This window comes from Streptomyces marianii, from assembly GCF_005795905.1.
GTDB classification, from domain to species: Bacteria; Actinomycetota; Actinomycetes; order Streptomycetales; family Streptomycetaceae; genus Streptomyces; species Streptomyces marianii.
Genome location: NZ_VAWE01000002.1, coordinates 190,467 through 204,566 on the forward strand (window position 1 = coordinate 190,467; position 14,100 = coordinate 204,566).

Annotated in this window: 13 protein-coding genes; 7 read left to right on the forward strand and 6 right to left on the reverse strand. The window is 72.1% G+C overall.

Annotated features, from left to right (window positions below):
• The first annotated feature begins 5 nt into the window (after positions 1–5).
• From FEF34_RS38780 to FEF34_RS38810, 7 genes are all read left to right on the forward strand, one after another.
• Entirely contained in the window at positions 6–1,394 is a 1,389-nt protein-coding gene (locus tag FEF34_RS38780) for a hypothetical protein (protein ID WP_234043329.1), read from the forward strand.
• Between the two features lie 31 nt (positions 1,395–1,425).
• Positions 1,426–2,484: an NAD-dependent epimerase/dehydratase family protein gene (locus FEF34_RS38785; protein ID WP_138058145.1), complete on the forward strand. Its 1,059-nt coding sequence runs from the start codon at positions 1,426–1,428 to the stop codon at positions 2,482–2,484.
• Positions 2,481–3,638 (forward strand): DegT/DnrJ/EryC1/StrS family aminotransferase, encoded by a 1,158-nt coding sequence (locus tag FEF34_RS38790; protein WP_138058146.1) that lies wholly within the window; start codon positions 2,481–2,483, stop codon positions 3,636–3,638. The genes FEF34_RS38785 and FEF34_RS38790 overlap by 4 nt, the downstream gene beginning before the upstream one ends.
• Positions 3,639–3,831: 193 nt before the next feature.
• Positions 3,832–4,311 (forward strand): RpiB/LacA/LacB family sugar-phosphate isomerase, encoded by a 480-nt coding sequence (locus FEF34_RS38795; protein WP_138058147.1) that lies wholly within the window; start codon positions 3,832–3,834, stop codon positions 4,309–4,311.
• Between the two features lie 67 nt (positions 4,312–4,378).
• Positions 4,379–5,584, forward strand: a complete 1,206-nt coding sequence (locus tag FEF34_RS38800; protein WP_138058148.1) for a DegT/DnrJ/EryC1/StrS family aminotransferase — start codon at positions 4,379–4,381, stop codon at positions 5,582–5,584.
• A 63-nt stretch (positions 5,585–5,647) separates the two neighbouring features.
• Positions 5,648–7,453 (forward strand): B12-binding domain-containing radical SAM protein, encoded by a 1,806-nt coding sequence (locus FEF34_RS38805; protein ID WP_138058149.1) that lies wholly within the window; start codon positions 5,648–5,650, stop codon positions 7,451–7,453.
• On the forward strand, positions 7,450–8,247 hold the full coding sequence (locus FEF34_RS38810; protein ID WP_138058150.1) for a phosphorylase family protein: 798 nt from the start codon (positions 7,450–7,452) through the stop codon (positions 8,245–8,247). Before FEF34_RS38805 ends, FEF34_RS38810 begins: the two co-directional genes overlap by 4 nt.
• On the opposite strand, the gene FEF34_RS38815 is transcribed toward FEF34_RS38810, so the two are convergent.
• The 6 genes from FEF34_RS38815 to FEF34_RS38840 all read right to left on the reverse strand — a co-directional run bounded on the left by FEF34_RS38815 (position 8,236) and on the right by FEF34_RS38840 (position 14,088).
• On the reverse strand, positions 8,236–8,703 hold the full coding sequence (locus FEF34_RS38815; RefSeq protein ID WP_138058151.1) for a hypothetical protein: 468 nt from the start codon (positions 8,701–8,703) through the stop codon (positions 8,236–8,238). The two genes, FEF34_RS38810 and FEF34_RS38815, sit on opposite strands and share 12 nt — an antisense overlap.
• A gap of 91 nt (positions 8,704–8,794) precedes the next feature.
• Positions 8,795–10,936: a tetratricopeptide repeat protein gene (locus FEF34_RS38820; protein ID WP_234043330.1), complete on the reverse strand. Its 2,142-nt coding sequence runs from the start codon at positions 10,934–10,936 to the stop codon at positions 8,795–8,797.
• Positions 10,937–10,989: 53 nt separating this feature from the next.
• Positions 10,990–13,065 carry a tetratricopeptide repeat protein gene (locus FEF34_RS38825; protein WP_138058153.1) on the reverse strand — a complete coding sequence of 692 codons (2,076 nt, stop codon included), beginning with the start codon at positions 13,063–13,065 and terminating at the stop codon, positions 10,990–10,992.
• Positions 13,049–13,333, reverse strand: coding sequence for a helix-turn-helix domain-containing protein (locus FEF34_RS38830; RefSeq protein ID WP_138058154.1), 285 nt, complete (start codon positions 13,331–13,333; stop codon positions 13,049–13,051). Before FEF34_RS38830 ends, FEF34_RS38825 begins: the two co-directional genes overlap by 17 nt.
• Before the next feature lie 12 nt (positions 13,334–13,345).
• A complete protein-coding gene (locus FEF34_RS38835) occupies positions 13,346–13,849 on the reverse strand; it encodes a hypothetical protein (protein ID WP_138058155.1) in 504 nt (167 codons plus the stop codon).
• On the reverse strand, positions 13,846–14,088 hold the full coding sequence (locus tag FEF34_RS38840) for a hypothetical protein (RefSeq protein ID WP_138058156.1): 243 nt from the start codon (positions 14,086–14,088) through the stop codon (positions 13,846–13,848). The genes FEF34_RS38835 and FEF34_RS38840 overlap by 4 nt, the downstream gene beginning before the upstream one ends.
• Positions 14,089–14,100 lie beyond the last annotated feature (12 nt).

The window sequence follows — 14,100 nt, forward strand, 5'->3', positions numbered from 1 at the left end:
GGGGGATGACCCTCGTGTACGCCGCCTGGGACCCCGTCCACACCGACTACGCCGCCGACACCGCACTCCCCGGCCCCCGCGGGCTCGCCGAGAGCACCGACGACTGGCTCGCCATCCACCACGGCGCCCCGAACGGACACCTGCTGCACCCCGACACCAACCAGATGCTCGCCTCCCTCACCAGCGGCGGGCCCGTCCACCTGATGCACACCACGCCCTACCTGGACGCCATCCGCGCCTCGGGCGAGCTCCACGGCTCCGGCGGCTGCCTGGTCGGCGCCCTGTACTGCGCCCCGCTCACCCCCACCCCCGACGGACTGCGCCCGCACAACCTCGGCACCTACCTGCTGCGGACCAAACCCGACACCAAGACCCTCGTCTTCGAGGTCCGCCCCGAAGCACCCGCGCCGCCCAAGGGCCTGAACTACCTCCACCTCGGCGGCATCCACCTGGACACCTACCTGACCCACCGCGGATTCCTGACCGCGGGCGAGGACGACCACCTCCGGCAGAGCGCCGTAGGAAGGCTCCGTGAGGCTTCCGGCTTCCTGGACCTGCTGCTCGCCGACGCCCGCGGCGAGCGCACCGCCTCCACGACCGCGTTCTTCCACCAGCTGGCCGCGACCGTCCCGCACATGCCGTTCTTGGGCTACCTGTACTTCGAGGTCCTGTCCGAGTACCTCCTGCTGCACTCCACCAGTCCCGAGACCAAGGCGTACGCGTTCGCCGGGGAGATGAACAACCGCCTCTACAAGGAGGTCGCGTTCTCCGCTGTCAAGACGATGGGCCGCCTGTTCGACCTCGCCCTGTTCAACCCCGACCGCACCCAGCTCACCGAGCTGATCGACCGGATCGACCCCGCGCTCGCCCTGGGCGCCGACGCATACGTACGCCGGCGCCTGCCGCACCTGTTCGCCTGCGCCGCACTCGGCCCTGACCGCGACGCGGGCGCGGTGTCCTTCCGGCACGCGGGCACCGACTTCGACACCCTGGCCACCATGGCGCCGCACCTGGCCGGACAGCTCGTCTTTCGCGAGATGCGGACCCTGCCCCGCTACCCGGCGCTCTTTCCGGTGTTCGAACAGGCCAAGGCGACCTCCGTGTACGCGTACTGGAACAACCAGAACATCGCCGTCCCCTTCAACGGAGTGCTGCCCAAGGGCGAGCTCGGCCTCAACCTCGCCTTCCCCCGAGCCTCGTGCACCGCGTGGGTGGCCGAGACCTGCGAACGCGGGCTGCTGCACCCCACCGAACAGCTCAACCTCCTGCCCGTCCCGCGCCTGGCCGACCTGCGCGGCACCGCCCTGGGCCGCGCGGCATTCCCCGGCCCGCCCGCGCCCCCGGCCGACCCGTCCACGCGCCCGGCTCTGGTCGGCGCAACCTCCGCCGCCTGACCACCCCCTTCCCATCCACAGGGAGCACCTGATGCGTATCGTCCTGCTCGGCGGCGCCGGTTACCTGGGCACCGTCGCCGCCCGTCACCTGACCGAACTGGGCCACCACGTCACCGTCGTCGACGGCCTGATCTACAGCCGCGGCGACGACCCCGCCTGTCTCCTGCCGCCGACGAGCACATTCGTGAACGCCGATCTGCGGGATGCGGACGCGTTGCGCCGGGCGGCCACTGGCGCCGACGCCGTCGTCCACCTCGGCGGGCTGGTCGGCGAGCCCGCCTGTGCCCTCGACGAAGTCCTGGCCGTCGAGCTCAACTACGCCTCGCCCGTCCTGGCCGCCGAGGCAGCCCGCGCGGCCGGCGTCGAGCACTACGTCTTCTTCTCCTCCTGCAGCGTCTACGGCCGCCACGCCGGCACCGTCGACGAGGACACCGCGCCCAACCCGCTCGGCATCTACGCCCGCACCAAGGTTCTGGCCGAACGCACCCTGACCGGCCTGCTGGAGGACCGGGCACTGAGCGTGCTGCGGCTGGCCACCGTGCACGGGCGCTCCCCGCGCCAGCGCCTGGACTCCGTCGCCAACCGCATGACCGCCCAGGCCGTCGCCACCGGGCGCATCCCGCTCAACGGCGGCGGCCAGCGCCGCCCCCTCGTCCACGTCGCGGATGTCGCCGACGTCCTCGCCAAGGTCCTCGCCACCCCGGCCGGACACCGGATCTTCAACGTGGGCGCCGAGGAGGAGAACTACACCATCGCCCAGATCGCCGCCGTGGTGGAGCAGGCCGTGCCTGGAACCCGCATCGACGCCGGGCCCGAGCGCGACGAGGCGGACGCCCGGGACTACCGCACCAGCTTCGCCCGCCTGGCCGCCGCCTTCCCCGGCGCCTGCCCCACCCCCCTGGACCAGGGCGTGCGCGAGGTCGCCGCCGCCGTGGAGTCCAAGGAGCTTGAGGACCCCGACCTGCCCGAGTACGACAACCTCGCCGGCCTCAAGCACTCCCTGGCCCAGGGCCGCATCCGCGCGCTCGGCAGCGGCGACTGCGCCCGCCTGCACGCCGACTACACCGACGCCACCTGGAGCCCGCGATGAACCAGACCCTCGCACCGGCGACCGACCCGCTGCCGTGGAACCGGCCGCTGATCGGCGAGGCCGAGATCGCCAGCGTCGTCGACACGCTCCGCTCCGGCTGGCTGACCCACGGCCCCAAGGCCACCCGCCTGGAGCACGCCGTGCGCGAGCGCCTGGACGTCGAGGATGCCTTTGCCGTCACCTCCTGCACCGCCGCCCTCCACCTCGCCTTCCTCGCCGCCGACATCGGCGCCGGCGACGAGGTCATCACCCCGAGCCTGACCTTCTGCGCCGCCCCGAACGCCATCCGCCAGGTCGGCGCGAACCCGGTGTTCGTCGACGTCGACCCCACCACGCTGACCGTTGCCCCCGAGGCGGTGGAGGCCGTGATCACCCCGCTCACCAGGGCCATCGCCGTCATGCACTACGGCGGCCAGATGTGCGACATGCGCGCCCTCCGCCAGCTCGCTGATCGCCACGGCCTGCTGCTGATCGAGGACGCCGCCCACGCCCTGCACGCCAGCCGCGACAGCCTGCCCGCCGGCAGCGCCGCCGACCTGTCGACGTTCAGCTTCTACGCCAACAAGGTCGCTGCCGGCGGCGAAGGCGGCCTGCTCGTCGGCCGTGGTGAACTCGTCCACAAGGCCCGGCTGCTGGGCCGGCACGGCATCGACTCCTCCGCCTGGCAGCGGCACGGCAAACGCAACACCGCCGACTACGAGGTCACCGTCCCCGGCCTGAAGTACGTCATGTCTGACCTCACCGCCGCCCTCGCCGTCGTCCAGTACGACCGGCTGGAGGAGTTCACCCGGCGCCGCGCCGACATCGCCGCCGCCTACACCAGCGCCTTCGCCCACCTGCCCGGCCTGGCAACACCCGCTGTCCTGCCCGGGGTCGAGCACGGCTGGTTCCTCTACGCCATCCTCATCGACCCCGCCGCCGCGACCCTGGACCGCGACCAGCTCGCCGCCACGCTGCTGGAGCGCCACCAGATCTCCACCAGCGTCCACTTCAAGCCCGTCCACCTCCTGGGCCCCTACCGGAACATGGCCCACCGGCCGCTGCCCGTCACCGAGACCGCCGCCGCCCGCCAGCTGTCCCTCCCGTGCTACCCGGCGATGACCGACCAGGATGTCGAACGCGTCATCCACGCCGTCCGGGAGCTGTGGAGCTGACCGGCGGGCGCACAGAGTACCCGGAGCGCCGGCGGAGCACCACGGTCTGAGGCGGTGCTCCGCCGGTGCTCCGGGCCGCACCGCTGAAGCACCACCCGACTGCCTTCCGGCCGACCGGCGCCCCGCCCATCGTGAAACCGCCGCAGAACACCGCGCCCCGGCCTCTTCCCGTATGCCGTCCAGGAGATCACCCATGCCCGAAAGCCCCGAAAGCCTGCGCATCGTCGTCGCCGGCGACCGGGCCGGCGCCGCCTACGCCCACACCCTGTCCGACCACATCGCGGCGCACCCGCGCGTCGGGTCCCTGGTCCAGGTCGGCCTCGGCGAGGAGACGCCGCCCTATCCGTACATCGCCTTCGCCGCCGCTCAACTCATCGCCAGCGGGCACGCGGAGCGGGCCCTGCTCATCTGCCACACCGGGCTGGGCATGGCCATCGCCGCCAACAAGGTCCGCGGCGTGCGCGCGGTCACCGCCCACGACCCGCTGAGCGTGGAGCACGCGTTGACCCACAACGACGCCCAGGTCCTGTGCCTGGGCGCCGGAGTCGTCGGCCTCGCCCTGGCCCGGGACCTGACCGGCCAGTGGCTGAACCACACCTTCGACCCCGCCTCCCGTGCCGCAGCGAAGGTCGCCCTCATCACCGCGCACGAGCACCGCTCAGCCCACCGCTGAGCGCCCGGCCCCCGCCACCGGCCAGCCCAGCCGAGCCCGGCTCGGCCCGCACCCGAGGAGATGCGACATGCCCACCGACGCCACCACCGTTCCCCGCTCCCGCGCCCCACGACGCTGGCCCGACGAACCGGCCCAGGGCGGCTGGTACACCGACGCCGAGACCGCCGCCGCCCAGAAGATGCTGGACGAGTCGCGGTCGTGGCGGACGGGGTGGCGCAACAAGGACCTCGTGGCCGCCTTCGAGGAAGCGTTCGCGCAGGCGACCCGCGCCCGGCACGCGATCGCCTTCAACGGCGGCGGCACCGCCCTGGAGATGGTTCTCAGATGCCTGGAGATGCAGCCCGGTGACCAGGTGGTCTCCTGCGCCCTGAACTTCGTTGGCACTCACCTGCCGGTCATCCACCAGGGCGGCGACCTCGTCCTGGCCGAGCCCGACCCGCTCACCTTGAACCTGGACCCGGCCGACGTCGAGCACCGCCTCACCGACCGCACCCGCGCGATCGTGGTCACCCACTGGAACGGGCTCGCCGCCGACCTGAGACCGTTCCTCGACCTCGCCGAGCGCCACCCGCACCCGCACCACGGGCCGCCGGTGGTGATCGTCGACGCCGCGCGCGCGGCCGGCGGCATCACCCCCGCCGGGCTCCCGGTCGGCGCCGAGGGGTGGGCCACCATCTTCAGCTTCGAGACCAAGAAGCTGATGACGACCTTCGGACAGGGCGGCATGGTCACCACCGGCGACGCGCGGCTCGCCGACCGGCTGCGGCGCCTGCGCACCTACGGGCTGAGTCAGGAATGGGGCACCAACCAGCAGCTCTCCAAGATCCAGGCAGCCGTCGGCCTCGTCCAGCTCGGCCGCCTCGACGAGATGAACGCCGCCCGCATCGCCCGCGCCCACGAGCGCACCCGCCTGCTGCACGGCATCGAGCACCTGACCCTGCCGCCCGAACTCGACGGCGGACGGCACCTGTACTACCGCTACAACCTCCTGGTCCCCGCATCCTGGGCCGGAGCCGGCCGCGACGCCCTTATGGAACTCCTCGCCGACCGGTACGGGCTCGGCAGCATCATCAACGACCCCGTCACCTACACCGGGCACGACTACATCCGCGCCCACACCGACGGCCAGGCCTGCCCCCGAGCCGAGGCTCTCGCGGCCCGCCTGCTCTGCCCGTGCCTGCACCCGCAGATCCCCGCCGACGAGGAGCGCGAGATCTGCGACGCCATCCGCCGGGCCACCGACGAGATCGCCCGCACCTTCGCCACCACCTGAACCACACGGACCCGACCCCGTACGCACCACCGCCCCGGGCCTGGGGCGGTCGAAGGAGCCAGCATGTCCCTGCTCGACCAGGAGATCGACGCGATCCGCGGCCGCGAGACGACCGTCCTCGGCGACCCGTACCCCACCACCCACGGCGCCAACGACCTGCGGATGGTGTTCCTCTTCCCCTACGGCCACGCCTACTCGCTGATGTGCAACGGGCCGATGGCGCTGTACGACCTGATCAACCGCGATACCACGCTGCCCGCGTACGCCGAGCGGGCCATCCAGTACGACAGCCTCATCCGCGACGGCAACCGCCTGCGCACCCGCGCCGGCGCCCCCTACCGCACCATCGAGTCCGCCGCCCCGGTCCGCGACGCCGATGTCATCGGGGTGTCGGTGACCAACGCTGGCGACCTGCACTCCGTCTTCCGGCTCCTGGACCTCGCCGGCATCCCGCGTCGCACCGCCGACCGCGTCCCCGGCGTGCATCCCCTCGTCATCGGCGGACAGGGCGGCCTGGCCAACCCCGAGGTCCTGGCCGACTACCTCGATGTCGTCGCCCTCGGAGAGGCGGAGAAGTCCCTGCCCCAGCTCCTGCGCACCGTCCACGCCCACCGGCAGACCGACCCCGAAACCCCTCTGCTGGAGCAGCTCGCCCGGATCCCCGGCCTGTACGTGCCCTCCCTCTACACGTGCGACTTGGTCGACGGCGGAGGAGTGAGCGCGGTGCGGCCCACGTCGCTGACCGTGCCGGACCGCGTGAGCGCCCAGTGGCTCGAGCTGGCCGACCTCCACGACGCCCACTTCGCCTACCCCGTCACCGACGGCACGGCCGCCGGGATCATCCCGCTGGTCGGATGCCGCCACACCTGCTCCTTCTGCACACTGGGCGTCCCGCCGTTCCGGCAGGCGCCCCTGGAGAAGATGCTCGCCTACATCGACCGCCTCGAAGAGCTCAGCGTGCCGCTGATCATCATCAGCGCCCCGACCTTCACCCAGTACCGCCACCGCGCGGAGATCCTCCAGCGGATCCGCGCCTACCGCGACCGGGCCGCGGCCCGCGGCGTCAAGGTCAGCACCATCATCGGCTCTGTCCGCGCCGACGAGATGACCGCCGACTACCTCCGCGACGTCAACGAACTCGGCGACTTCGGTCACCTGTTCACCGAGCTGAGCCTGACCCAGGCCCGCGGCATCGTCACCATCGCCCCCGAGTTCGCCGCCGCCGACCTGGTCGCCATGTACGGCAAGACCATGCCGCCCGAGCGCGTCGACCAGGCCATCGACCGGTGCCGCCACTCCTCCGACGTCATCAACACGATCATGCTGTACTTCATCATCGGCGCCCCCGGCGAACGCGAGGAGGACCGGCTCGCGATCGCCGACCGCGCCCGGGAGATCCGCGACCGCCTCGGCCGGCCGGACGGCTCGGTCATCGTCAAGCTCCACCAATTCATGCCCGAACCGGGCACCCCCGCCCAGCGCCTGCCGATGACCGACCCCGCCCTCCTCGACGGCTACGTCACGCAGATCACCGACCGGCTGCGCGACCTCGTCGGCCAGGAGACCTTCGCCGAGCACTACCGCGTCCAGTACGGCGAGACCAACCGCCTCTACCTGGAGGCCGTCTGCCTGCGCGGCGACAGGCGCGTCGGCCGCGTCCTGGAGGACCTCTACGACAGCGGCGCCGATCTCACCTGCCTGGACCGCGAGGTCCTGCTGAAGGCACTGGACGACCACGGCCTCGACTTCGAGCGCCACCTGCGCCGCATCGACGACCCCGTCCTGCCTTGGCACACCGTCAACGAAGTCGACCCCGCAGACGAACAGCGCCTGCTGCGCGCTATCGAGCAGCGGACGACCACCCGATGAGCATGCCCGCGCCCGGGGCCCCGCTGCCCGCGGACAAGCACCTCCTGCCCTCACTCACCGACCCGGCCGAACACGCCGCCTACATCCGCGCCCGCCACCCAGACGCCGACCTCGCCCGCAGTCCGGGAGTGATCCTGCTCTACCAGTCCTCGCTGGCGGAGCACGCCGCCCGCCGCACCGGTACCAGGCCGCTGGAACGCTGGGTGTCGGCCGATCTCCACCGCACGGCCGAAGGCGTCGTCCTCTGCTCCGGCTTCGGGCGCGGCGCCCCGGCCGCCGGCCTCGTCGTCGAACAGCTCATCGCCCTCGGTGCCCGCGCGGTCATCACGATCGGCACCGCCGCCACCCTCACCGACATCCTTCAGCCCGGCGCCCTGGTGATCTGCCAGGACGCCCTGCGCGGCGAAGGCCTCTCCCACCACTACCTGCCCCCCGGCCGCTACGTCGCCCCCGATCCCGACCTGACCGACCGCCTGGCGGCCGCGGCCGCCACCCTCGGCGCGGCCGCCCGCCGGGGGCGCGCCTGGACCACCGACGCGCTGTACCGGGAGAGCGCCGCTGAAGTGCGGCAGTACACGGCGGAGGACGCCGTCGTCGCCGACATGGAAGCGGCGGGCATCCTGGCCGTCACCCGCTACCGCCACGTGCCGGCCGCCGCCGCGTTCGCGGTCGCCGACTCCCTCGCCAGCCGAGCTCCGCGCACCAACGCACCGCAGACCGGCGAAGGACTTCGACTTCTCCTCGACGCCGCCACCCGCGCTCTCACGGATCGGGATGCCAAGTCAGGTCGGTGACGGCGTAGGTACATCGGTGGTGGTGAGGACCCCGTAGGCGTGACCGAGACGGATCAGGTGCGCCTCGTTGCCCGCACCCGCCTTAGCCATGAGGCGAGCGGTAGCACCAGCGAGATCGAACTGGTCGATCCGGGCGTGCTTGGCGATGGCGGCGGCCGTGTGGTGCAGAGCGTGGGCCTGCCACAGCAGCCGTTCCTGCTCGTCGAACGGCACAGGCGCCGACAAGGGTTCAGGGAGAGGCAGTTCGCCGGAGACGAAGCCCATCTGTACCTTGAGCGTGGGCTTCCTGGCTTGCAGTTTGTGGCCGATCTGGGTGGAGTGGCGGTTGAAGGTGCCTGGCGCCATCTTCAGGTTCGAGGAGCCGACCGCCGGCGCATGACCGAGGGAGATCTCTTCGAGGACCCTCCGCTCGGTAGCGGTCAGCGGGGTGATGACGGGAGCGCTCCGCTGGGTCATGTGTAGGTGCCTCCGTGATTCGGCGGGTGGTGCGGGTGACGGTGAGGATTCGGCCCGCTCGGGACGGGGCCGAGAAGCTAGCTGTCGTGGGTTATGAGGCGGACGGGAGCTGTCGGCGTACGCGGTCGGCGTCGCGCGGGTTGAGGTCCGTGTAGATCTGGAGCGACTGCTCGAACGCGGCGCGGGCCTGGTCGTGGTGACCGGCCTCCTGCAGGGTGCGACCGAGGAGTTCGAGGCTGCGGGCCGTCCAACGAGGGGAGCGGACCGCGGTGCACTCGGTGACGGCCTGCCTTCCTTCACGTTCGGCGGCGTCGAGGTCGCCGGACAAGGCGTGTGCGCGTGCGAGCCAGGCCAGGGCGCGGGCCGCGTCGAAGGCGTCCTGGATGTCCAGGAGCGTCGTGCGCGCGGCCGTGAGGCGGGTGATGGCTCCGGCAGGGTCACCGAGGCTGATGGCCACCTGCCCGAGGGCGGTGTCGCTGAGGGCGACCGCGCGGGTGTAGGTGCGCTGTTCGTGCGGGTCCGTGGCCTCAGCGCCAAGGATCTGGCGTAGAGCGCGGCCCTGTTCGAGCGGCGCGCGGGCGGCGTCCATGCGGTCGGCGGCCAGGTAGGTGGCGCCGATTTCGTGCAGGGCCTGGGCCTCGCCGCGTCGGTCGCCGCGGGCGCGCGCCATCTGCAGAACCTGCTCGAATCGCTCGACGGCGGCCTCCAACTGGCCGTCGCTGCGCAGGCCGACACCCCAGGTGTTGAGCATTTCCTGCTCGGCGAGCTGGTCACCGCACTCGCGCGCGGCCATGAGGCCGAGTTCGTGCGCCTCGAACCAGAGGGCGTGGTCGTGGGTGAGGCGGAGGTAGGCCCACAGCGCGTGGACCAGCTGCCAGGTGGTCTGTGGGAGCCCGGCCACCGCTGCGGTGCGAACGGCGGGCAGCAGGTTGTTGCTCTGGGCGTGGAGCCAGGCGGCCGCTCCGTCCTTGTCGGTGAACGGGGCGGGTTTATCGGGTTCGAAGCGGTAGTCGCGGGCCAGACTTCGGTGGGTGTCCGTCAACAGGCGCTCGGCCGTGGTGATGGTGGCCAGGTAGAAGTCGAGTCCGCGGCGGGTCTGCTCGTCGAGTTCACCGTCCGTCGCCTCGGCCACCGCCCGGTGCCGGGCGTACGCGCGGACCTCGTCGTGGAAGCCGTACACCGTGCCGCGGGCCGCGTCTTCGCGCACCGTGATCAGGAGGCCGGCGCCCGCGAGTGCGGTCAGCTCCTCTGCGGCCTTCTCCAGGGGAAGGCCGCAGACGGCGGCGGTCACTGCCGCGTCGAGGTCGTAGGGGAAGAGGTGGCCCATGCTGCGAAAGACGCGGGCGCTCGGGCGGGGCAGGCCCCAGTAGGTCTCGTTCAGGGAGCTGTTCATGGCGACTCCGAGGGGGGTGAGGCCGTGCGTCGAGGCGAGGACCTGCTGGCGCCTGCTGGTTAGTGCGGTGGCCAGCTCGGCCAGGGAGCGGTCGGGGTGGGAGGCCAGAATGGTCCCCGCCAAGGCCAGGGAGAGGGGAAGCCCGGCGCCCAGGGAGGCGATGGCTTGCGCGGCCCGCCGGTCGCTCGCGACGCGGTGCTCGCCAGCCACGGCCGCCAGGTACTCCTGGGCGGCGGCGGGGGAGAACGGCTGAAGATGGTGGTGGCGGGCTCCGTCGCGGCCGAGATCAGCCAACGGCGTCCGGCTGGTAACCACGAGCAGGTGTTCGCGCCCGCCGGGCAGTAGCGCGCGCACCTGATCCGCCCAGACGGCGTTGTCCACGAGCACCGCAACCGGTCGGCGGGACCGCTCGGCCGTCACTGACCGCCACCACGCGGCACGCTCCTCCACCCCGGAGGGCAGATCACCGCCGTACAGGGAGCGCAGCAGCTGCCCGAGGGCTTCGTCGAGCCGTGCCGGGCCCGCCGGGTCGTATCCCTGCAGGTCGACGTAGAGCTGGCCGCCGGGGAATTCGTCGCGCAGTTCGTCCAGGAGGCGCTGGGCCAGGGTGCTCTTGCCGACGCCGGGCGGCCCGTGGACGGCCACCATGCGGACGTACGGCGATCTGCTCCGGATCCACGCGATGAGGCTCGCAAGGTCCTCGGTGCGGTCCGTGAACGATGCGGGGACAGGTCTGACCTGCCACGGGGTGGGCGGGCCGAGCCGGGTCTGATGGAAGTGGACGCCGCCGGTGATACTGCCTGACTGGATGGTCGGTCCGTGCACGGTGACATCGCGCATCGTGTTGTCGGTCCGAGATCCCGTCCCGGCCCCCGGGGCGGGCGAGGCGGCCGTCATCGCTCTTCCTCCAGCCGGCGCAGCCGTTCCGCCTCGTCCGGCCGGATCACCTCGACGAGGTCCGCGGCCTGCCGGAAGCAGTCCCGGGCAGCGCTGTCACGCCCGCGCGCCCGGTGCGCGCGGCCGAGCATCTCGAGCGCGCGGGCCTGCCAGCGGGTGCTGCTCGCTGCGGCGAACACGGTGAGTGCCTTCTCCAGGTCGGTTACGCCGACGTCGAGATCACCGAGCAGGACCCGGGCGTGGCCCCGTAGGGCGAGCGCGCGAGCCGCGTCGTAGGAGTCATCGATGCCAGCGAGGACGCTGTGCGCGGCTGTGAACTGGTCGAGGGCCTCGGACTGCGCGCCGCGGCTGAGTGAGATCTCGCCGAGCAGGATCGTCGCCAGCGCTACGCCGCGCCGGTACCCGCAGGACTTCCACAGGGCCACGGCCTGGGTGAGGTACGGCTCGGCCTGCTCGGGGCGGCCGCTCTCGTGGTGACAGGCGCCTATCCCGAGCAGCGCCTGGCCTTCGTCGCGCACGTCTCCTTCGGCCTGTGCGGCCTGCCGGGCTTCGCCGTACCAGGTGAGTGCCTCCTCCAGGCGACCGGCCGAGCTCAGGCCGATCGCCCCGGACAGCAGCATCTGCCGGACGGCAGCGGCGTTCCCGGTACGGCGCGCCGCGGCGAGTCCGTCCTCGTGCGTCTGGATCCACAGGGGGTAGGGGTGGCGGCGCAGGAACAGGGGCCAGAAGGCGTCGACGAGCATCCAGGCCACGTCGTCGGCGTCGTTGGTGACTGCCGCCTCCAGCACGCCGAGGAGGTTGGACTCCTGCGCCTCCAGCCAGGCCATCGCGCCGGCTTCGTCGTGGAAGACGGGCGGGGCGTCGGCTTGGGCGGGCAGCTGGCTGCGCAGCGTGGCCTGAGCGGGAGTCAGCATGCGTTGGGCCTGGGTGGCGATCGCGAGCACCCACGTATACAGCCGCCCGACCTGCCGCCGCCGCTCCGCCGGATCGTCGTGCCGTTCGGCGAGCGTGAGGGCGTGCTCGTGTACGGCCGACGCCAGTCGGTAGCGCGGAGCAAGGCCGGCCACGGACGTGTCGGGGGTCAGCAGCTGCTCGTCGGCAAGGACACCCAGCAGCCGCTCGGCGTCGGCCCGCTCCAGACGGCAGACGGCGCTCACCATGTCCGGATCGACGGCGGCGACCGGCAGCAGCGCGATGGACCGGTACACGTACTGCGCCATCTGCCCCAAGGAGTTGTAGGTCTCGGTCAGTCCAGCGGAGATGGCCATCCGTACGGGGTCCTCACTGCGGGGGTGGGCAAGGGCTGCGGCGGCCGCGGCGAGGGCGTGTTCGGGCCGGGACTTCAGCCGGGCCCCGGCCAGGGCGAGCGGCAGCGGCAGGTGCGCGCACCGGGTCGCGAGCCGGGCGGCGGCCTCAGGCTCGGCTGCGATCCGCTCCTCGCCGATGAAGCGGGCCAGCAGGGTGATCGAGGAACTGGGGGCGAGCGGGCGCAGGGGCAGGTGTGCGGCGCCGTCCACCGCGAGCTCCCACAACGACCCGCGGCTGGTGACGACGGTCGTGCTGGAGGAACCCGCGGGCAGCAGTGGCGGGACCTGATCGGCTTCGACCACGTTGTCGAGCAGGATCGTGACCGGGCGGGCGGCCGTGACCGAACGCCACAGGGCGCTCAGCTCCTGCAGCCCGGCCGGCGGCCGGTCGATCCCGAAGGCGCGAAGCCACGGGCGCAGCACGTCCTCGGGCCGGGCCGGGCCGGCCCGGCCGCTCAGTTCGGCGTACAGCTCCGGCCGTGCGGCGTCGGTGGCGGAGGAGAGCCACCGCGTGGCGAGCGCCGTCTTGCCGACCCCGACGAGTCCGGTGATCACCACCAGGCTGCTGCCGTCGCGACGTGCGGCGTCCAGGGCGTTGATTTCCGCCGCACGGTCCACGAAGTGCGGTGCGACCGGTGGCAGTTGGTGTGGCGTGGGCAGCGGTTGCGGGGCCGCGTGATGGTGGAGGTCGCCGTGGATGTCACGGGCCTGGACGACGAGGCCGGACAGCCGGGCATCCCCGCTGATCTCATTCGACGTCGTCACGGTGCTCCTCCAGCCCGGAGGGCCTCTGGTAGCCGCGGTTGCGCATGGTGACCTTGGCGTCGCTGAGGATCCGGTGGATGTTGCCGTAAGACCTTCCCGTCTTCTCGCAGATGGCGCGGATGGCCATGGGCTCGGGTTCGACATAGAGCGAGACGACGTAGGCGCTGAAGGCTTTCGCGAGGTCGCCGGTGAGGCGCTGGCCGGGCTTGACCACCGGCGCCTGCTCTCTCGCTGCGGGTGATGGGGAGGAGTACGCGGCTGTTGGCATGACGTGTCCTGTTCAGAGTCGGGTTTCGTCGAGGGCGAGGTCGAGGAAGCCGCCTGCTGCCCACAAGCGGCGAAGTTCCTGCTCGTACACGGAGTCGATGGGAGAGATGTCGACCTGCGAGGCGACGACCAGGCCATGGATGTCACGTCGGCGCAGCGCCGCGTAGGCCCGGGCCAGGGCGAAGCGGCTCACCGGGTCGCTCCTCCACGTGTCGTCGACGTAGGTCTCGGCGACCTCGAAGCCCGCCCGCCCGGCGCAGGCGAGCGCTACGGCGCGCCGCTCACCGGCGCTGCTGTTGTCCTTGACCAGGACATAGAGGCCGACCCGGGGCTGGCCCGGGACACCAGTGGTGAGCGAGCGCAGGATGCTCAGGCGTAGATCTCTCAGCTGGCGGGAGCGCTCCGCAGAGCCCGGTCGGCTCCCGCTCGCCGCAGCTCCGGAGGAGGCCGGTGCGGAGCGGCGGGCCAGGAGGGACTGCTTGTCGACGCTGGAGGTGACGTCCAGGATGAGGCTCATGCCGATTCACCTGCCGGGGTGTGAGCGTGCAGTACGGCTAGCGCTTCCGGGACTCGGACGGTCCCGTCGTTGCGGAAGCTGGTGCCCGGTCCCTCCATGCCGTACTGCCCAGGCCCGACAGGACGGAGGAGCACGGCGTACTCCGCCACGGCGAGCAGCGCCAGGTGGACGGTCGCCAGGAGCCGGCGGGAAATCTCGAGGAACCGCCCAACGCGGAGCAGCGGGGGCAAGGTCTTCACGAGCATCCCTTC

Coding starts and splice junctions, on each gene's coding strand:
- FEF34_RS38780 (WP_234043329.1), top strand. CDS start 6: ATGACCCTCGTGTACGCCGCCTGGGACCCCGTCCACACCGACTACGCC.
- FEF34_RS38785 (WP_138058145.1), top strand. CDS start 1,426: ATGCGTATCGTCCTGCTCGGCGGCGCCGGTTACCTGGGCACCGTCGCC.
- FEF34_RS38790 (WP_138058146.1), top strand. CDS start 2,481: ATGAACCAGACCCTCGCACCGGCGACCGACCCGCTGCCGTGGAACCGG.
- FEF34_RS38795 (WP_138058147.1), top strand. CDS start 3,832: ATGCCCGAAAGCCCCGAAAGCCTGCGCATCGTCGTCGCCGGCGACCGG.
- FEF34_RS38800 (WP_138058148.1), top strand. CDS start 4,379: ATGCCCACCGACGCCACCACCGTTCCCCGCTCCCGCGCCCCACGACGC.
- FEF34_RS38805 (WP_138058149.1), top strand. CDS start 5,648: ATGTCCCTGCTCGACCAGGAGATCGACGCGATCCGCGGCCGCGAGACG.
- FEF34_RS38810 (WP_138058150.1), top strand. CDS start 7,450: ATGAGCATGCCCGCGCCCGGGGCCCCGCTGCCCGCGGACAAGCACCTC.
- FEF34_RS38815 (WP_138058151.1), bottom strand. CDS start 8,703: ATGACCCAGCGGAGCGCTCCCGTCATCACCCCGCTGACCGCTACCGAG.
- FEF34_RS38820 (WP_234043330.1), bottom strand. CDS start 10,936: ATGCGCGATGTCACCGTGCACGGACCGACCATCCAGTCAGGCAGTATC.
- FEF34_RS38830 (WP_138058154.1), bottom strand. CDS start 13,333: ATGCCAACAGCCGCGTACTCCTCCCCATCACCCGCAGCGAGAGAGCAG.
- FEF34_RS38835 (WP_138058155.1), bottom strand. CDS start 13,849: ATGAGCCTCATCCTGGACGTCACCTCCAGCGTCGACAAGCAGTCCCTC.